Annotated in this window: 18 protein-coding genes; 6 read left to right on the top strand and 12 right to left on the bottom strand. The window is 46.4% G+C overall.

Annotated elements, in window-relative coordinates:
- Positions 1–3 precede the first annotated feature (3 nt).
- From BWI96_RS04020 to BWI96_RS04000, 6 genes are all read right to left on the bottom strand, one after another.
- Complete coding sequence (locus BWI96_RS04020; RefSeq protein ID WP_106635409.1) at positions 4–951, bottom strand: alpha/beta hydrolase; 948 nt, start codon at positions 949–951, stop codon at positions 4–6.
- A gap of 162 nt (positions 952–1,113) precedes the next feature.
- Positions 1,114–2,727, bottom strand: a complete 1,614-nt coding sequence (locus BWI96_RS04015) for a Na+/H+ antiporter (RefSeq protein ID WP_198555136.1) — start codon at positions 2,725–2,727, stop codon at positions 1,114–1,116.
- 38 nt (positions 2,728–2,765) lie between these two features.
- Positions 2,766–3,122, bottom strand: a complete 357-nt coding sequence (locus BWI96_RS04010; protein WP_106635408.1) for a VOC family protein — start codon at positions 3,120–3,122, stop codon at positions 2,766–2,768.
- Positions 3,123–3,259: 137 nt separating this feature from the next.
- Positions 3,260–3,568 carry a hypothetical protein gene (locus BWI96_RS21425; protein WP_157830210.1) on the bottom strand — a complete coding sequence of 103 codons (309 nt, stop codon included), beginning with the start codon at positions 3,566–3,568 and terminating at the stop codon, positions 3,260–3,262.
- Positions 3,569–3,743: 175 nt separating this feature from the next.
- Positions 3,744–5,684 (bottom strand): glucosamine-6-phosphate deaminase, encoded by a 1,941-nt coding sequence (gene nagB / locus BWI96_RS04005; protein WP_106635407.1) that lies wholly within the window; start codon positions 5,682–5,684, stop codon positions 3,744–3,746.
- Positions 5,685–5,798: 114 nt separating this feature from the next.
- Positions 5,799–6,620 (bottom strand): Fpg/Nei family DNA glycosylase, encoded by an 822-nt coding sequence (locus BWI96_RS04000; protein WP_106635406.1) that lies wholly within the window; start codon positions 6,618–6,620, stop codon positions 5,799–5,801.
- Positions 6,621–6,697: 77 nt separating this feature from the next.
- Between BWI96_RS04000 and BWI96_RS03995 the strand changes: the two genes are divergently transcribed.
- From BWI96_RS03995 to BWI96_RS03980, 4 genes are all read left to right on the top strand, one after another.
- Positions 6,698–7,522, top strand: coding sequence for a TIGR02757 family protein (locus tag BWI96_RS03995; protein WP_106635405.1), 825 nt, complete (start codon positions 6,698–6,700; stop codon positions 7,520–7,522).
- Positions 7,523–7,617: 95 nt separating this feature from the next.
- On the top strand, positions 7,618–8,436 hold the full coding sequence (locus BWI96_RS03990; RefSeq protein ID WP_106635404.1) for a DMT family transporter: 819 nt from the start codon (positions 7,618–7,620) through the stop codon (positions 8,434–8,436).
- Between the two features lie 128 nt (positions 8,437–8,564).
- On the top strand, positions 8,565–9,020 hold the full coding sequence (locus BWI96_RS03985; RefSeq protein ID WP_106635403.1) for a DinB family protein: 456 nt from the start codon (positions 8,565–8,567) through the stop codon (positions 9,018–9,020).
- An 8-nt stretch (positions 9,021–9,028) separates the two neighbouring features.
- A complete protein-coding gene (locus BWI96_RS03980) occupies positions 9,029–10,429 on the top strand; it encodes a pyridoxal-dependent decarboxylase (RefSeq protein WP_106635402.1) in 1,401 nt (466 codons plus the stop codon).
- Positions 10,430–10,895: 466 nt separating this feature from the next.
- Here BWI96_RS03980 and BWI96_RS03975 read toward each other — a convergent pair whose 3' ends face one another.
- Together BWI96_RS03975 and BWI96_RS03970 are read right to left on the bottom strand one after the other, a co-directional pair.
- Positions 10,896–11,303 (bottom strand): DUF983 domain-containing protein, encoded by a 408-nt coding sequence (locus BWI96_RS03975; protein ID WP_106635401.1) that lies wholly within the window; start codon positions 11,301–11,303, stop codon positions 10,896–10,898.
- A 106-nt stretch (positions 11,304–11,409) separates the two neighbouring features.
- Complete coding sequence (locus tag BWI96_RS03970; RefSeq protein WP_106635400.1) at positions 11,410–12,267, bottom strand: helix-turn-helix domain-containing protein; 858 nt, start codon at positions 12,265–12,267, stop codon at positions 11,410–11,412.
- Positions 12,268–12,428: 161 nt separating this feature from the next.
- Between BWI96_RS03970 and BWI96_RS03965 the strand changes: the two genes are divergently transcribed.
- Together BWI96_RS03965 and BWI96_RS03960 are read left to right on the top strand one after the other, a co-directional pair.
- A complete protein-coding gene (locus tag BWI96_RS03965) occupies positions 12,429–13,418 on the top strand; it encodes an isopenicillin N synthase family oxygenase (protein WP_106635399.1) in 990 nt (329 codons plus the stop codon).
- A gap of 807 nt (positions 13,419–14,225) precedes the next feature.
- Complete coding sequence (locus BWI96_RS03960) at positions 14,226–14,906, top strand: aspartate/glutamate racemase family protein (protein ID WP_106635398.1); 681 nt, start codon at positions 14,226–14,228, stop codon at positions 14,904–14,906.
- A 255-nt stretch (positions 14,907–15,161) separates the two neighbouring features.
- Here the strand turns inward: BWI96_RS03960 and BWI96_RS03955 are convergent, their stop codons facing one another.
- The 4 genes from BWI96_RS03955 to BWI96_RS03940 form a co-directional block, all read right to left on the bottom strand.
- Positions 15,162–16,010, bottom strand: coding sequence for a sugar phosphate isomerase/epimerase (locus tag BWI96_RS03955; protein WP_106635397.1), 849 nt, complete (start codon positions 16,008–16,010; stop codon positions 15,162–15,164).
- A gap of 178 nt (positions 16,011–16,188) precedes the next feature.
- Positions 16,189–17,565: a carbohydrate porin gene (locus BWI96_RS03950; RefSeq protein ID WP_198555135.1), complete on the bottom strand. Its 1,377-nt coding sequence runs from the start codon at positions 17,563–17,565 to the stop codon at positions 16,189–16,191.
- A 113-nt stretch (positions 17,566–17,678) separates the two neighbouring features.
- Positions 17,679–18,974, bottom strand: coding sequence for an L-fucose:H+ symporter permease (gene fucP / locus BWI96_RS03945; RefSeq protein ID WP_232793568.1), 1,296 nt, complete (start codon positions 18,972–18,974; stop codon positions 17,679–17,681).
- 55 nt (positions 18,975–19,029) lie between these two features.
- Positions 19,030–19,941, bottom strand: a complete 912-nt coding sequence (locus BWI96_RS03940; RefSeq protein WP_106635396.1) for a carbohydrate kinase — start codon at positions 19,939–19,941, stop codon at positions 19,030–19,032.
- Between the last annotated feature and the right edge of the window lie 46 nt (positions 19,942–19,987).

The following is a 19,987-nucleotide window of genomic DNA, read 5'->3' as shown; positions in this document are numbered from 1 at the left end:
CACTCACTGATTCAGGAATTCAGTAACTTCTTTTTTCCATTTATCCGTTTCATGACGGCAGAACGACTGGTGACCCGATTCTTCGTAGATCACCAGTTTTTTGTTTGTAGAGCCCAGGTTCTTGAAAATACGGTCCGTTTCAGCCTGCGAAACCCGTGGGTCACTGCGGCCCCATTGCAACAATACCGGCATCTCAAACTGTTTTGCGTAAGTGGCAGGCTGATAAGCCGCCCCATCCATATCCCGCTCCAAACTTCCGTAGAAAAGTAACAGACTCGTGATGGGTTGCACCGGAATATGCAACGACCGCAGTCGACCTTTAATGGCCTCTTCCAGCGTTCCGAAAGGACATTCAATGATTACCTTTTTAGGTTTTAATGCATACTCCGGTACGGCTTTTAAAATGGTAGCCGCTCCCATCGACATCCCCCAAAGGATAATATTCGATTCGCCTCTGGCTTTTACCCAATTATACACCGTTCGAAGATCATCGGTTTCCTTGTATCCAATCGTACAGATATTTCCCTCAGACTGCCCATGAGCCCGAAAATCAAAGAGAACCGTCTGGTAACCTGATTCATGAAAAGAACGGGCTTCCGCCAGCACCCGCGATTTATTGGAACCATGTCCATGCCAGAGAATAACCGTGCCTTTCGATTTTCCCCGAGCCGGACTAACCCAGCCCACCAGTGTTTGCTGAGCCGTATTCTTTAAGCGAACGGTTTGATAAGGGAAGTCAGGCTTTTCTTTCACCGGACGCTTAGGAGCCCGAAAACCAAATAAGGCAGCAGAAATTTTCTCTCCGGCAGACATCTGCTCAGGGCGGCGAAAAACAGCCTCCTGCGGCTCGTAGAAATACGTAAATCGATACGCCTGAAAAGCCATCAGAACGTTGAAAAACAGGAAAAGAACCAGCAAAAACCAGCCAAGAAAACGTAACGTTTTTTTCATGATTAATACGCTGCCCTCTGAAATAATAAGTAGTTAATTGTTTTTAGCCGCTTCAGTTATCAGTTTACAGTCTAATAGTCAGCATTTTATAAACGAACCTTCTCTTATTGAGTTATTACAAGAACTTAACTGCAACTATTTACCAGTAAATCCTATCCCTCTTTATTTGACCATTTCCATCTGTAAACGAGTCTCCTCGATATCCAGCTCGGCTTCTATTTTTCTTAAAATCTCTTCGCTTACTGTTCCTTTACGATGAAGCTGGCTAATTACTTTTCGCTCCACTTCAATAACGTCCAATTGTACTTGCGTGAACTGATTAAAAACCCGTAGGGCCCGGTTGTCAGAAGTAGCCCATTCGGTCCTGGGAAGTTCGGTATGCTGAAGCCGTTCAAAACGATTCTGGTAACTATTTCGAATTCGATTTAACACTACATGATCAATGTCCTGCAAGTTATTTTCGATGTGTACCATTACTTCGCTGATGATCTGCGAACGTACCTCGTATTCTTCCGCCAGCAGGGAGTATTTCGGAATTTTCAGCTTACGAATAACCCAGGGAAGCGTTAATCCCTGAGCCACCAGCGTAACCATAATCACGCAGAATGTCAGGAAAATAATCAGGTTTCGGTTCGGGAAAAGCTCTCCTGAAGGAAGGGTTAAGGGAATGGACAAAGCAATGGCCATGGACACTACCCCTCGCATGCCTGACCAGCCGATAATAATCAGGTTCCGGCGGTCCAGTAACTCCCGTTCGTCTTTTTTATGAAAAAGAAATTTCGGTCGAATAGACGCAGGTAATACCCAGATAAACCGAACGACGATCACCGTTAAGCTTACTAACAAGCCATATTTCATAAGAATGAGCGTGCCGTGAGTCGTTACCATGTCCAGATCCGTCATGACGACCCGAAGCTGTAAACCCAAGAGAATAAACACGAGTCCGTTCAGGATAAAGCCCACCACTTCCCAGACGGAATTAGCCTGAATCCGGGATTCGGTCGAGAACATTTCCGAAGAACGATATGATAAGTACAAACCGGTAGTTACTACCGCCAGAACGCCAGAAGCGTGGAAATGCTCAGCCAGCAGGTACGAAGCGAAGGGGGTTAATAAGGTAAGCGTTACTTCGACCAGGGACTCGCAAACAAAATATTTATGGATCAGGTACAGGACATAACCCACCAGCAAGCCACAAGCTACGCCAACAATTACGACGATAAAAAACTGTAATCCGGCATCCCAGAAATTAAAAGCTCCGGTTAAAATAGCGGCCAGAGCGTACCGATAAACAATCAGTCCGCTGGCATCATTCAGTAAGCTTTCTCCTTCCAGAATGCTAATGATCCGTGGGTTCAAGCCTAAGCCTTTCGTAACCGACGAAGCAGCAACGGCATCGGGAGGTGACACAATAGCTCCTAACAAAAAGGCCTCCGCCCAACTGATATTCGGGATCATGGAATGCACCACCCAGCCTACGCAAAGGGTGGTGAAAACAACCAAGCCCACTGCCGCCATGGTTATTGGGCGGATATTGGCCTTGAATTCATGCCAACTGGATTTCCAGGCCGCTTCGTATAGCAAAGGCGGCAGGAAAATGAAAAAGATAATGTCGGGATTTAGAACCAGCGTTGGTAAGCCGGGAATCTGGCTTACGATAAGGCCCACCAGAACTAAAGCGATGGGAAAGGGAAAATGACTACGAAAGCTAAAAACGGCTAGAAAGGTGACGCCAAAGAGTAATAATACGATAAGCTCAACAACCTCGATACCCATGAATGTTCGATTAATGATCCCGGAATTAGGCGGAAATTTTAGCTGAAATGAGGGTTAACGATGATGCCCAGGCAATTCCCGAACGGATCCCAGACGGTAGCCACCCAAATATCTCCGCCTACTTCGTGCGGAGCTTCGTGTTCGGTGGCTCCCAGCGATACTAACCGCTGATAGGACTCATGAATGTTTTCAACTGCCCAATAGGTGATTACTGAAGCTTTTTCAGGATAAGGCGTATCGGTCGGGTGCAATCCTAACTCAAAACCTCCGACGTTGAAACCCACATAGAAAGGCTCATCGAAATAGGGAGGTGTTGCTAACACTTCGGAATACCAGTTTTTAGCTTTAGAAAGATCATCAACGAGATAAACGGTGGTACGGAGTCCCTGAAGCATAGATTGATTGGTTTGATGACCTAAAGTAATAAGATTTTCAATAGTAAATGAAAACAAGATATGCTTAATGCAGGCCCATTAACGCAAAAGCGGCTCGCCCTTAGGGGCAAGCCGCTTTTTATAACTTTCAGAATACCTTAAGCCAATTCTGCTTCTCTTGAACTTCTTCTTCTCTTTCTCGAGATTTCCATCTTTACCGGTTCGTTATCAGGAGTACTTTCTCGTAAGAAAAAAGTTCCGCTACAATGCCGACAACGGTAATACTTCAAAGGAATAAAGCCCGCCAGTTTTTTAACATGTTCAGGGCGATTGATTCGCTCAATGTGAATAGATGTTTTGCAGCTTTTGCACTCGCATTTGCCTTGCATTTTTGAAACTAACCACACCATGTAAATAACATAGCCACTTAGTAATGCAACGCCTCCGATAATAAAGATCCCAGTCATAGTTAAACTTATAGTGGACGGACAGATGATAGGAATCGCCTAAAAAAACTGTACTACACAGTAGTATAAATACGATCTTGAGGTCCTTTTGGTTTATCTTATAGGATAAAAATAACGAAAAACGCGACGAAATCACGAATGATGTCGTCGCGTTAACAAATATCAACTCTATTCCTTAGTATTTCCAGCGTACAAAAGCTTCCACAGCTTCATACTCCGCTAACCCCAGTTTGTTGTATAAATTCGCCGTTGCCTGGTTCCGATCTTCTGCTCGTTGCCAGAATTCACGGGAATCTGTACCCTGATACACAACACCATCTTTTTGTGACTGGTGTTTGAAAATACCGTGACGTTTTTTCAATACCTGATCAGGAGACATGGGAACGGCCATTTCGATCATATCGATTGCCCATTCATCCCAAGCACCTTTGTATAACCACACCCAGCAATCCTTCATGAACGCTTCGTCTTTCAAACGACGAACGGCTTCCATCACCGCATCCAGACAAACTTTGTGCGTTCCGTGTGGATCGGCCAGGTCGCCGGCAGCGTAGATTTGATGAGGTTTGATTTCACGAATCAGATCCATCACAATTTGAATATCTTCTTCGCTCAGTGGTTTTTTCTGCACTTTACCCGTTTCATAGAAAGGCATTTTCATGAAGTGAGCATTTTCAACCCCATTTCCTACGAAACGACAGGTTGCTTTTGCTTCACCTTCCCGAATAATTCCTTTTACTTGACGAACTTCAGGCGTATCACTTTCTGAGTCTTTTTTCGTCCGCAGGTGCTCCGCAGCATTTTTGAAGATTTCTTCTGCTTTTGGACTATCGATGCCAAACTGACGGTTATAATCCACAACGAAATCAATGAAACGCATGGCTTCATCATCCGCTACGGCAATATTACCAGAGGTTTGGTAACCTACGTGAACCTCGTGTCCCTGATCTACCAGACGCTGGAACGTACCACCCATCGAGATAATGTCATCATCAGGGTGAGGACTGAAAATCAGACAACGTTTTTGGGTAGGTAATGCACGTTCTGGACGATTGGTATCGTCGGCGTTAGGCTTGCCACCGGGCCAACCCGTAATCGTATTTTGTAATTGATTGAAGACTTCAATGTTCAGATCGTAAGCCTGACCTACCTGAGCCAGCAATTCTGAGAGTCCGTTATCGTTGTAATCACGGTTGGTTAACTTCAGGATCGGCTTATTCAGGCTGAGAGAAAGCGTAGTGACGGCTTTCTTAATCATGTTTTTGTCCCAGGATACCTCTTCCACCAACCAGGGCATCTTGCGACGGGTTAAGTCAGCCGCCGCAGATTCGTCCAGTACGAACTGTACGTTGGGATGTCCTTGCAGGTAACTGGCAGGAACCTGATCCGTTACCGGGCCTTCAATAGCCTGGTGAATCATCTTCGCTTTGTGCTCACCCCAAGCCAGCAGGATTACCCGCTTGGCTTTCATGATCTGATTTACACCCAGCGTAATGGCTTTCTTAGGAACATTGGCCAGACCACCAAAATCCAGAGCGGCATCCGCACGAGTGGTTAAGTCCAGAGTCATCAGACGAGTGCGTGAGTTCACGTGAGAACCAGGCTCGTTGAAACCAATGTGACCATTACGGCCAATCCCTAATAATTGGAAATCAAGTCCGCCTAATTCGTCGATCTGACGTTCGTAGTTCTGGCAGAACGCAGGAATCTGAGCAGGAGACAGCGTTCCATCCGGAACGAAATAGTTATTCTTTGGAATGTCTACGTGATTGAACAGTTGTTCCTGCATGAAGCGAACGTAACTCTGCTGTCCATCAGGCTGCATGGGGTAGTACTCATCCAGGTTGAAGGTAATCACGTTGTAAAAGCTCAAACGCTCCTCGCGGTGAAGACGGATCAATTCTGCGTATACTTTCTTGGGTGAAGAACCAGTGGCTAAACCCAACACGGCAGGTTTTCCCTGTAATTGTTTGGCACGAATGATTTCGGCGATTTCACGAGCTACGGCTGCTGAAGCATCATTTGAATCGGCGTAAATCTGAGTAGGAATACGTTCAAACGCGATGGGCTGATTCAGCGTCGGAGCAGCTAATAACGTGTCTGTTTCGGGCAGCATGTGATTGGGATTAGGCTTAGTTTTACAACGCAAAAGTAAAGCATTTCCTGAACAACCCAGACACGTGAAGCCGACAAATACGGTTATTTTTAAAAAAATTTAATAATTTATTTTTTACGTCATTTCCAGAGGCTGATCTACGGGACAGAAGTACGTGGTTCGCCCCCCTACCTTTGTAATTTGTAGCTTTTGATGACAAACCGGACATAACAAATGCTGCTTTGCGTCTGCATAAGGCGACACCGCCCACTCGCGGGCATGAATGATGAAACGTTCGGGAAATAAGGCATAATTAGCCTCGCAATCAATCGCCGTTTTTAGCACCAGTTGAATGGCTTCATGGAGATGCTTTACTTCCATTTCGTCCAGCAAAGCAGCCAGCCGTTCCGGGTGAATACGAGCCTGGAATAATACTTCATCCACAATCCAGTTACCAATGCCTGCAATCACCGACTGATCCAGTAACACCGGTTTAATAAATGCCTTTTTCTTCGCCAGCGTCGCCGCGAGCGTGGGAATGGAAATGGCCAGAGCGTCTGCTGCAATACGTTTTTTCCTGAGGTATTCCGGCACGTTCTCGACGATACCAATTCGCTCGAATTTTCGCGGACAGATAAAGGCCAGCTTATACCCCGTCTGAAAATAAAAGACGATTCGGGAAAAACGGGGGCGTTCTTCTTCGAATTGATAATAGGCCAGATCGCCCGTCATGCCGAAGTGAAAATGAACATAAAAACCACCATCGGTTTGCACAAAGAGGTTTTTTCCAATTCGCTCGGTTGCAATGAATTTCTTCCCGCGTAAGCTGGCTACCAGCAAATCATAATCCGTAGTTAATAGTTTGGTATCTTCTACAAATACATCCTGAATGGGTTGATTCAGACACGTTTCCTCAAAATAGCGACGATAAGTTTCGACTTCGGGTAATTCTGGCATGAGTTTAGGAAAATAATATCCGGGCGATATGGAGCTAAACGTGTAGCATTCAGCGATTGTTTCCCGAACTTTGTCCGATGGCACTTTTTGAAAAAACCGATACTCCCGACTGGCTTTATAACTTACTGGAAGAGAAAGTACAGCAGTATAACCAACCCAATTTTATTCCTAACGATCCGATTAGTATTCCGCATCAATTCACGAAAAAGCAGGATATTGAAATTATGGGTTTCTGGGCCGCCGTTCTTGCCTGGGGTCAGCGAAAAACGATTATTAATAAATGCAATGAACTGATTCGATTAATGGACGGAGCTCCCTATGACTTTATCCGTAATCATCAACCTACGGATTTAAAGCCTTTTTTACACTTCAAGCACCGCACATTCAACGCAACGGATACGCTATATTTCATTCACTTTTTCCAGCAGTTTTACGCCAAACATAATTCGCTGGAAGAAGCTTTCGTGGGGGAAACGCCTGTGAGCGTTCAAAAGAAAGAACCAATTCGGCACGCCGCTTTTCAAACGGAGCAGGCATTGGTGCGTTTTCATGAAGTTTTCTTTGGACTGGAAGATGCTCCCGCCCGCACCCGAAAGCATGTGGCTACTCCCGCCCGAAAATCATCCTGCAAACGCCTCAATATGTTTCTCCGCTGGATGGTTCGAAACGATACAAACGGGGTAGATTTTGGAATCTGGAATCAGCTTTCCCCCGCCGCTCTGGTTTGTCCCTGCGATGTGCACGTCGATCGCGTTGCCCGAAAATTAGGCTTACTCCATCGAACTAACACCGACTGGCAAGCCGCTTTGGAGTTAACCGAAAACCTACGCAGTTTTGACCCACAAGACCCGGCTAAATATGACTTTGCTTTGTTTGGCTTAGGCGTTGAAGGGGAGATGTAACGAAGTCTTAAGCTTGCTATGATGAGGAAGAGATGCGACGAATCACGTCTCTACACTATATTATTCTTACCTAAAAAATCCGGGGAGTACTGTTCATGGCCCTTCGAAATACGACAGCCGGACTGTTGTTACTCGCCTTTGCCATGATTCGACACCGGGCCGTACCCGGCTGGCCCGCTATCAAACTGCAAATCATTCCCAGCTTGTGCATGATTACCTTCGGAACTGGTATTGTGGGCTGGGCCGTACGCTTTATTCCGAGTGGACTGGCCGCTCTCATTTGCTCGCTGATTCCCTTGTTTACAATCGTTATTCAACTCGTCATCCGACCTCAGGATAAGCTCAATGGCCGAATTGTTTTGGGAATGCTGATGGGTTTTCTGGGTGTAGTTCTGGTCTTCCGCGATCATATGAACTTCATGGCCAATCGCAACTCGCTGATGGGCATTGGCGTAACGCTTTTCTCGTGCCTGTCTTTCGCGAGTGGAGGCTTGTATACGCAAACGCATCGGGCTCAATCCCATGCCTTTTTCAACGCGGCTATTCAGATGTTGGTCGGCGGGACGGGCCTTTTGGTACTTAGTGCCCTGGCGGAAGACTGGCAACACTTGCCGTCACTGAGTCTAACTTCGGGTCTGGCTCTATTATACCTAATTGTCTTTGGATCGATTGTTGCGTTTGTGTCGTACCTGTATGCAATGTCCCAGTTACCCGCTGGCTTGGTTTCGGTGTATGCCTATATTAATCCTCTGGTAGCTATTATTTTAGGGTATTTGATTCTGCACGAACACGTCACCTGGATTACGGGACTGGCTTTTACGATTACCATGCTGGGCGTGTACCTGGTGAATCAGGGTTATCGGCTACAGCAAGCGAAAAAGAGAGCTTTGGTAGTAAAAGCAGCAGAGGCCTAATATCATCCGAATAGTATTCAATAAAATAGGCTTCCCAGAAAAGCGGTACTCTAAACCTTGGTACGAAAAACCATACGATTTGCCAAGGGAAAAAAACAGGTTTTCACACCTACTGTTATTTTTTATCCATGACTAAAGCTGACTTTATCCGATTTTATGATCGCGAACTCGCCAAACTTGCCAGCGAACTTCAGACCTATCCGAATGAAGAAACGCTTTGGGCGGTAGTACCCGGAACCATCAATTCTGCCGGACATCTGGGGCAACACCTGATCGGTAATCTGAAAACCTACATTGGACTGACGCTGGGTAAGGTGCCGTACCAACGCAACCGCGAAGCCGAGTTTACGCAGCAAGTGTTTTCGCATCAAGCCTTATTGACAGAAATAGAGGCCTTACCCGCTCTTATCCGGCAATCCATCGAGCAAGTGGAAGACCTCGAAGCCCCGTATCCAACGGAAATCCTGGAGATTTTTCCCGAGCAAAGCATTGCCGTGGTGCTGACGCATCTGCTGATGCATCTGGCCTATCATACCGGACAAATGAATTACCATCGCCGCTTTAGCCTTCAATCCTTCGTTTAGTAAAAGTCATGAATCCATCCTTACAAACGGACGTAGAGCAGTGGGATGACCTGCTCAGGGAAATCCAGCAGCAGGCCACTGCCTATCTTCAAAACATCGAATCCGTACCGACCAGTCCGCAGGTACAAGATTTCGTTTCAGCAGCATTGCCCGAAGCAGGTTGGGGAACCTTGCAAACGCTGGCCTTTTTCCGCCAACATTACCAGCCCTGGATGGTGGCCAGTGCCGGACCCCGCTACTGGGGTTTTGTCGTGGGAGGTACCACGCCAGCGGCTATGGCGGGCGACTGGCTCACGTCTGTATTTGATGCAAATCCACAGAATCTTCAGGGCACGGGTGATCGCTCGGCCCATCTGGAAGTCGAAACGATTCGAAGCATGCGGCAGTTGCTGGGCTTACCGGATACCTTCACGGGTGGTTTTGTAGCAGGAGCTACGATGTCGATTTTCACTGGTCTGGCCGTGGCTCGGCAGTGGGCGGGCGTGCAAATGGGTCAGGACATTGCGAGGCAAGGCTTGTCTACGCAACCCATCGTTCTGGCAGCTACCCCGCATTCGGCTGTACGCAAAGCGATGGCGATGTTGGGCATAGGCAGTAATCGTCTGGTTAAACTGCGGACCCTGCCGGATCGCGAAGCGGTTGATTTGGAGGATCTGGAAGAAAAACTCCACGAATATCAGGGGCAACCCATCATCATAAGTACAAGTGGTGGAACCGTAAACACCGTCGATTTTGATGATTTCCGCGGCATACAGCGACTCCGGCAGCAGTATACGTTCTGGTGGCATGTAGACGCGGCTTTTGGTGGTTTTGCGGCCTGCTCGCCCCACTACGCCGACCGATTGCAGGGCTGGGAAGAGGCCGACAGTATTACCGTCGATTGCCATAAGTGGATGAATGTCCCTTACGACAGTGCCGTCATTTTTACGCAGCGAAAACACCAGCACCTGCAGGTACAAACCTTCCAGAATTCCAATGCTCCTTATCTGGGGGACCCGGATGACAATTTTTCATACCTAAACTTTCTGCCTGATAATTCACGGCGACTGCGGGCTTTACCCGCCTGGTTTAGCCTCATGGCTTACGGAAAAGCGGGTTTTGCGGCGATAGTTGAGCAAAGTGTAACCTGTGCCCGACGGTTGGGTGAGGCTCTTGAAGCCAGTACGGATTTCCGGCTGGTGGCTCCGGTACGGCTCAACGTCGTTTGCTTTACACTTCGCCAAATGCCCGAGCGAGCCACCGAATTCCTGGACTTACTCAATCAGCGGGGAAAGGTGTTCATGACACCGACATTACTAGGAGATACGTTTTGCCTGCGGGCGGCTTTCGTCAACTTCCGGACGAGCGAATCGCACGTCGACGAAGCATTGGAAGAGTTAACCTTTGTTTTGCGTTTGTTGAATGCCTGAAATAACCCGGCAATAAGAAGGACCGCCTGCTAGAGAACGGACAGGCATCTTTTTTACATTGATAGTCAGAAGCATAGATAGTTCTGCTCTCGAGTCGCGATGATTTAGAAACGTAGCCTGTACATAGTTTTTGAACTTAACTTGTGCACGTAAATGAATCTGAAACACCTTAAACTTTGTTTGCCTTTAGTGCGAGATTCCATCTTCTCTCTACCATAAGTGGCAGATTCCTTCCTGCCATGATACCCCGAGCCTGTCATTGATTTATAGTATGGGCCAACGATTATAAATTTTAGTCGATCCATAAGTTATTAGTTTAAATATAGCAACGCATCAAAAAGGCCTCCCTGATTGGGGAGGCCTTCCGTTTTCATGGCTTATTATATTCTTCCGTTATTGATAATTAGGCACTGTTACCTAGTTAACGGCTTTTGCTTCAGTATTGGTGTCAGAATTACTCATTTCTTTATGAGTGGTTCGTAGACAGGATTACCGCTTTGTTTTTGGCTTTGGCCGGATCGTAGTTAACGAAAAGATTCAGCCAGGTACGGCGAGCCAGACGGAAAAACCAGGGCATTAATAAAACCAGCGTTGGAATAAGAAAGGGCAGGAAATAATCCAGATCCAGTTTCAGAACGTAATTGTAAACAACGAATGCCAACAAGCACCAGATCACGTATAAGGCGTAACTTACGTATAGTGCTCCCCAGTAAAAACCAGTTTCGGGCATAAGCGTTTCGTTACAATGTTCACAACGTTGGTGAATCTGATCAAACTTAGGTTGAAACGCCGTTTTAGTAATAAAGAAATCGCCCTGATGGCATTTAGGGCATTTGTTGAAGGCAATGCTATATACTTTTGAACCGAGTCCCATGATCGTTAAGGTTTTCAGAACGATGTTACTTTCTGAATTCCTGATACAAAGGTAGAAAGCGTCTACTGTTCAGATAAGGGATAAATACGGCTGGTCATGGTACAAATCAATGATTCTGTGATTCCCTGAATTCCAGCGGCGTATGTCCGGTATGCGTCCGAAAAAAGCGAACAAAATACGAAGGGTCTTCAAAGTGCAGCAGATACCCAATCTCCTTAACCGATAAATCGGTATGGGTTAGTAACCGCTGAGCTTCAATACAAATCCGTTCATAGAGCAATTGGCTAGCTGTTTTTCCGAGTAAGCTTTTGCAAATGCTATTGAGGTGGTTAGGACTTATGTTTAATTGCTCGGCGTAGTTTTTCACCTCCCGCACGTCCAGAAATTGCTCTTCCAGTAACTCTTCATACTGCCGAATCCGGTTGTAATACTGCGTCGATTCGCCGGGCCATTCCTGCTGATAAGTTCGGTTCGCTTTTTCCAGAATAATGTGCAGATAGGATAAAAACACTTCCGAACGATTCACCGATTGAGCCGTATATTCTGCATACATCAGGTCATACAACGTCACAAAAGCAGTATCTTTCATCTCCAGCAAGGGTCGGTGCTGGTGCGAGTGAAAAAAAGGATATTGATACAGGCGATTGGAAAAACGAGCCCGGAAATACGTAGGTTCGAAGAACAGATTATAGCCTTTAATATCTGCCGATAACTCCCAGCTATGCACCTGCCCCGGCGTCAGGAAATACAGTTGCATGGGCTGTACGTCGTACGTTCGGAAATCAATGGTGTGCTTGCCACTTCCCTGGGTAATCCACATCAGCAGGTAAAAGGTATGCGAATGGGACTTATCAATGCCCTTGAACTCCTTGACCAGCTTTTCCAGCGGAGTCATATAAAAAGGCGTATCCGGTTCGTGCCGCTGGAATGCTTTTATATCATAGGTAGGAAACTCGGTGGACATTTACGTTTGGTGTTTGTAGGTTCAGAGTTGTGAGTTACTTTCCGTTAATCTGGTCCTAACTCCTTTACCTGGTTGGTTAATTAGCCCACAAACCTAAAAACGGTATTCACTAAATACTAAACTATTGTATTTTTGCGGTACACTATTTAACACTTCACAACATGGAAGGTCTTCAGAACGACGCCCTTTTGGATGAAATTCCTTCGCTGGATCTGGCTGATTTTACCTCAGGCGATGCTGAGCGTAAAGCTGCATTCGTAGCTAATCTGGGAAGAGCGTTTAATAATATCGGTTTCGTGGCCATCAAAAACCACGGACTTACGCCTGAATTACAGGAAAAACTGTATGCTTCGGTGAAAGCGTTTTTCTTCACCCCCGATGACTTCAAACGCAAATACGAAGTTCCCGGTATTGCGGGGCAACGGGGATATGTAGGAAAGGGTAAAGAAACGGCGAAAGGCTTTAAGGTAGCCGATTTAAAAGAGTTTTATCACGTAGGCCAGCCTCACCCCACGACCGATGACGGTGATAGCGTTTGGGCGGATTACCCGCGTAACGTGTTCCCTGCGGAACAACCTGATTTCGAAAAATATACAGTTCAGACGTATCAGACTTTTGAACAAACAGGTAAGACTTTATTACGGGCCATTGCCTTGTATCTGGAGTTACCAGAGGATTATTTTGAGGATAAAGTCAAACACGGCAACAGCATTCTGCGGGCTCTGCATTACTTCCCGCTTGATCCGAATGTGGTGGAAGAAGGAGCCGTGCGGGCAGCCGCTCACGGGGATATTAACCTGATTACGTTGCTGATGGGAGCCAGTGCCGAAGGGCTCGAAGTATTACGTCGCGACGGCAAATGGATTGGCATTACCGCCCTCCCCGATCAGATTATCGTGAATGTGGGTGATATGCTGGATCGATTAACGAACCACAAACTCAAATCGACCATTCACCGGGTGGTTAATCCTTCGCGGGAAAAAATGAACACATCACGGTTCTCGATTCCCTTCTTCATGCACCCCCGTGCCGAGATGAACCTGACCTCGCTCGAAAGCTGCATAGATACCCAACACCCTAAACTTTACACAGATATGACCGCCGGAGAATTCCTGGACGAACGTCTAATGGAGTTGGGGTTGAAAAAGTAAGGTTTCGTTAGTACCGAAAGAGGTTCGCTAATGATTTAGCGAACCTCTTTTTGTTTCAAGCTTCCCCGGATTTCATCCGGGGCTATTCGTGTTTAACCCCTCCGGGGTTATTTGCTGTAAACCTATTGTAATAATTTCAACAACAACCCCAGCGGGGTTCAATATGAATAGCCCCGGATAAAATCCGGGGACACAGTCTGTACTTCAGAGCCAATCCCAAAAAACTCCCCGCAGTCGCTCGGCTCTAGCCGAGTGATACCTAACTCTAGGCCTCTGGCCGGTAGACTGCGAACACCTAGCGGGTCATAAAACAACTTTTCCCAAACAAAACAGGCTTGCGAACATCGGCCAGAGGCCTAACAGGCTACCTTGTCACTCGGCTAGAGCCGAGCGACTGCCTAAGAAATCCGCCTGCTACCCACGGGTACGATATTCCCTCTCGTTCCTACCCTAAGGCAGGTTCCACCTGCCGTTCTCCCAAGCCTGTCATTCCTACCAAAGCAAAGGATTGAGTTAAGGTATTTGATTCTAAATGTTAGACAAATTTTTAATTGAAACACAATTAGTGATAGTAACTCCCCACCTATTCATCTCGACCGCAGGAAGACCTTACTGGTGAAGCAAGTGCTATACAAGTTTCTTTGCTCTAAATGGCAGAAGGAGACCGTTGGTCGTTTAAAATCTTTTCAATAGGTTTCAGTCCATTCGTAAGTAATTGCTTGCACGTCTGGATTAGCTGGAAATTTCAAGACCGGAGTCAATTCCTTTTACCCTATTCAAACAGTCTTTTAAACACTTCATTCCCGTATGAAAAAAGTAGGTATTGTTGGAGGAATCAGTTGGACATCCACCCTGGATTACTACCGATTGATCAATGAAGGGGTCAATCAGAAACTTGGCGGTCTGAATTCGGCTGAACTGGTGCTTTACTCACTCAACTTTGCAGAAGTCCAGCAAAGATCCTGGGAAGGCGTATACGAACTTCTTTTAAATGCCTGTCAGGTTCTGAAAAATGCCAAGGTTGATGCCTTGGTATTGGGGGCTAATACCGCACATATGTACGCGGATCTACTTGAGCAGGAAGTCCAGCTTCCGCTTATTAATATCATCACCGAAACGGCCCAAGATATCCTCGCTACAGGGGTTAGAAAAGTGGGATTGCTCGGTACAAAATTTACCATGGAAATGGATTTTTACCGCGACAAGCTGGAATCGTACGGCCTTCAGGTACTCATACCTGATTCTGCGGATACGAGAGCGTACATTCAACACGTGGTGAAGGAAGAATTAGGACGTGGAGATATCCGGCCAGAATCGAAAGAAAAATTTATAGCCATTGCTCAGGAGCTGATTCTTCAGGGAGCCGAAGGCCTGATTCTGGGGTGCACTGAGATTCCATTACTAATTAGCCAATCAGACTTTTCTTTCCCAGTTTTTGATACGACCCAAATACACGCTGCGGCCATTGTCGACTATCTGCTTTCGTAAGCGAACTCAATTTGGCAAACCATTAACTCGCCTGAAGTAAAAGGCCTGCTACACCAGCAAGATCTCTTCCCTTTGGCCGAGATGACAGGCGGGGCGGTTGTGCTTCCGCCGTTGTTCATGTTTAACGAAGCGTCACTGGTAATGGCTTAGTGAATATATTTTGTGCTGCCAGCGAAAAGCTGGCAGCAGCATCTTATACCAACAATGGAAGGGTTTCTTTTCCTCCCTATTTCAAGTCTTTAAGCTAACAAGGTGTTAAATCAAGCCAAATTCAGCCGCTTTCTCCTTCATAAAGGTCAGGCTTCCTTTCGCCAGCGTTTCGGCATCGTATTTGGAAGGCCGCCACAGGGAGACGGCTTCGGCCATGCCCGGAATGGAAGAAGAGAAATTCTCCAGAACTAATGCTCCCGTATAATTAACCTCCGCTAAACCCCGAAACAGATCATGCCAATGTACATTCCCTTCACCGAGCATCCCCCGGTCGCTTTCCGTCATGTGGACGTGTTTGAGATGAGAAGCCGCCGTTACTACAGGATCATAAAAATTGGCTTCCTCAATGTTCATGTGGAAAGTATCCAGATGTAATCCCAGATTCGGAGATTTTACCCGATCAATTATTCGCAAGACATCCGAAGCAGATGTGCAGACGTAACTTTCGTAGCGATTAATCGGCTCAATGGCTACGGTAATACCCAGTTTTTGAGCGTAGTCCGTTCCTTCGGCCCACACTTCACAAAGCGTATCCTCTTCTGCTGCCGTTAGGGGCTTTCCTGAAAAAACACCAATGCCGCCATGTAATACGCCGGCCAGTAAAGTTGCCTCCAAAGCTGCCGTTTGATCCAGGGCTTTTTTGATTAAGCTTAGAGCTTCTTTCGGATGAAAAGGAATATGAGCAAAAGCGGGCAAATTCAGCGAACAAATCACGTCCAGGTTTGCCGCCTGTAACTGCCGCTTCACCGTCGGTGCATCGAAGTCCATCGAAGGAGGTAATAATATTTCAAGTACATCAAAACCATACACCGCTGATTGCTGAATGGCATAGGCACCCGTTTCAGCCGTCCAGGCGGGTAAGGTCCAGGTAAGTAAGGAAGCTCCGAATTTCATTTTTTAGTTGTTCGTTATTGGTTGATGGTTGTTCGTCTATGTATTGCGGCCAGCGTAGCCCAACCAACATGGTCGGGCTACGCTACCGCTGCCAGCTTTATCGCTGGCATCAACCAATTAAAGGTCGCTAAACGGGCAGGCAGCGAGTTAGCAGATTTATCTGGTTCTACTATATTCGTTAAAAGATCCACCATTCCGATCTTACCCCAAAATACGTTCCCCAGCGATGATTAACGGCCTGTTGCAGATACGCTGAATAGGCATGGTCTGAGGCATACTGATTATAATGAGCAAAAGAACAAATTAACCGTATGTGCGGCCTCGCCCAGGGACTCCGCTCCGCCGTGGGAACCAACGTCGGGGCAATAATAAACTTCGTCATCCGAGCATACGGGTTATTTCCATCCTGCCGTTGGGCGTAGTGGAGCTCCGTGATCAGATGAAACCAATTGGTAACATACGTAATCGCACGCATTCCCACTACTAAATCCTTTTTTGAATTGTAAATACTGCGTTTGTAATAGTCCTGAGCAAAACCCCTTGCATTGCCTCCCCCCTGACTCTGAATATAAACGCCGTAGCCATTCAGGCTACATTTCTTAAAATTCAGCAGAAAATGCTCCACCAACGTTGCTGAATAAGCTCCGTCATACCGCTGAGATTCAATGTTGGGAGCTCCGTAAGTTCGCCAGGTTTGGGTATTCCCGTTATCACCCCCGTTGGCAACGCCGTTTCCATAACGTAACGCCAGTTGATTAAACGAACCCTTTTCTTTGGTCTTGATATCTGCCGACCATTTCACGCCCCAAACCCAACCATTATCACTCGGAAAACGAATGGACGCCTGCTGGGAAGAACCCGCTACGTGATGAAACTCTCCCAGTAACTTAACCACATGCCCAGGCCAGCTTCGCAGGGTATGATCCAACACAAAAATCTCCCGCTGGCGATAGGTTAAATCGTTTTTTCCCGAAATAATATTTACGTAAGAATACGGTAATACGCCCGTTGAAGAGGTGTCGATGGCTGCCGGGAAATACATGGAAAAAGCCGTGTTTTTATGCTTTATCCCAAAGCCCTGCGTCGAATGATCGTCAAAATAGAAGTAATCGCAAATGTGAATGTCGTCGTAACGCATGTAACGAGCTCCAGCCCAGGCACTCCACTTGCTGCCTACAATATTCCGAACTTCTACAAAAGCTTCAGGTAAGCTCACCACCGTCCCCCCAATTGAACCCGTATTTACATTACCCAGAAAAGTCCCTTTACTCGAATAAAAAGCCAGTCGAGCCTGAAAATCAATGTGCGTACTATCGTTATTGGCATTGACGGCCTTGAAATGAAAAGCGGGTAAAAAATCCACGTAATCGCCCTGTTCCAAACGACTTCCTAACGATCCCTGCCCGATCAGATTCAATTGCCGGCCCGTGTGTTCGGGTAAAGAAGGCGAAATGCCCGCTCCAATCCGGCCCGTAGTGCCCATCGAAAATTTTTGTTGGTAATAACGATCTGAGCTTTCGCAATGGACCCTGCCATTAAAAAGCAGAAGATCCATAAACCATATTTTTTCATAAGATTAATAAGCTTTGGGGGAAAGTAAAGACAAAGCAAGGGCTACAGGATCGAATTAATCTCCTGTTAATGAACGAGTTAATTATAAATACAACGTTAGAGCTTATACCCTTTTAACCCATACCAGCCCACTACCACAAAGCCCGCCAGCGGAATCAGTAAGGCATTGGTAATACCGACCTCATCGGAAAGTTTACCCATGGCTGCCGTCAATATAGCTCCACCGATAATTGCCATTACCAGAATGGAAGAACCCAATTTGGCCCGCTCTCCCAAACCGCTAATACCTAATGAGAAAATGGTAGGATACATAATGGACATGAAGAAGCTGGTGATTACTAGGGCCCATAAGCCCATCGTTCCGGGAAAGAGGATCGCCACCGCAACCAGCAGAATTGTTGCTATCGCATAACTCACCAGTAATACGTGATCAGAAATTCTTTTCATTAGAGCAGTGCCCAGAAAACGGCCCGCCGTGAATAGTACCAGTGAGATAATCAGATAGTTAGCTGCTGTTTTTTCAGGGGTTCCGGGCAGGTTATACTGAATGTAACGAATCAGAAAACTCCAGATGCAGACCTGAGCACCTACGTAAAAGAATTGAGCAATCACGGCTCCCGAAAAGTGCTTTTTCTTCAGAATACTGCCCGATACGGACGGAGCTACTTCGCGGGATTCCTCATCCTTCACGATTGGGAAACGGGTAATTAGAAAAATAACCGCAAAAATGGCTACAACGATTCCAATCACCAGGTAAGGCATTTTTACCGCCGCCGATTCCGAGACATAATACGCCTTTAATGCCTCAGGACTTAGTTTGCTCAAGGTCTCGGCGGTGTGTTCCACACCCGAAAAGATAAACTGCTGCCCTACGATAATCCCCGTTACACAACCAATAGGATTAAACGCCTGCACCAGATTCAGACGAAAACTGGCCGTTTCGGGCGTGCCTAACACCGCTACATAAGGATTAGCAGCCGTTTCCAGAAAAGCCAGTCCACTCGCGATCACAAAAAGAGCAAACAGAAAAAACTGATAGGAATTTTGATCTGCCGCCGGAACGAACAAGAAAGCTCCCAAAGCATAGAGGACTAATCCAATCACAATACCGGTTTTGTAATTATACTTTCTCATGATGAGAGAGGCCGGTAAAGCCAGCACAAAATACCCCAGATAAAAGGCCGATTGTACCAATCCTGACTGAAAGTCAGACAGTTCGAATGCTTTTTTGAATTGCTGAATGAGAATATCATTCAGGTTATTTGCCATGCCCCAGAGAAAGAAAAGGCAGGTAATGAGAATAAGTGGAAAAAGATAATTTGCTTTAGGGTTATTGCCGGGGTGTATAATCCGGGTTGTTCCTGTAGGCATCTGGGCGGTTCCGGTGGCCATAATCTATAAGTAATGAATGAGCGTTTTGGTATATTTAGGCGGATAATCTGATTGCTTAAATTGCAGGAGCCAGTAAGGCTTTTTGTTTGAAAGTTTCAAACTCCTCCAGCGTATATTCTGGGCAGGCTCCTTTTTTAGTGGTAATAAAAGCTCCCATGGCGGCAGCATTACCCATAGCGGCTTCCATCTTCCCACCCCGCACACGTTCGGCCAGGTAACCCGCCAGAAATGAATCCCCACTGCCAACGGTATCCTGAACAGTAACGGGCACGGCTGGACAGAAGTAATAATTCTGATGACCGTAATAAACCGCTCCCCGGCTACCTTTGGTTAACAGCACTTCACTGACTTTGAATCGTTTTTCCAGAAATGCAATCGCTCCTTCTTCCGTGATGTATTCCTCTCCAAACATTTCCAGAATGGCCCGTAATTCGGCTTTATTGGTTTTTACCATGTCAGCCTTTCCCAGCAGGTATTCCAGTACTTCAGGCGTATAAAAGGGAGGCCGCAGGTTAATATCGAACACTTTGAAAGGAGCCACTTCCAGTAATCGATACAGGGTTTCCCGGGATGCTTCTTCCCGAATAGACAAACTGCCGTAAACAAAAGCCGCCGAGTTCCGAATCAATTCTTCATTGGCAGGCGTACAACCGATATGATCCCAGGCTACGTTCTGGATAATATCATAATGAGCTTCGTTATCCTCGTCAATTCGGGCTAAAACAGTACCTGTAGGATGGATCTCATCCCGCTGAATATCTTCCGTTGGAACGCCCCAGCTTTGAATCAGGTCGAGTAACTCATCGCCCAGAGCGTCTGTTCCTACCCGGCTTACCATTCTACTGGTAATTCCCTGTTTATGAAGGTTGTAACTTACATTAAAAGGAGCTCCCCCAGCTTTTTGTCCTTCAGGAAAGATGTCCCAGAGAATTTCTCCAAAGCACACAACGGTCGGTTTATTTGGCATTGCCTGATATGTTTAAACGTTTAAACAAAAGGTTAATAAAAAATAA

This window comes from Siphonobacter sp. SORGH_AS_0500, from assembly GCF_002838835.1.
GTDB lineage: Bacteria > Bacteroidota > Bacteroidia > Cytophagales > Spirosomataceae > Siphonobacter.
This window is presented reverse-complemented; position numbering and strand designations above follow the sequence as displayed.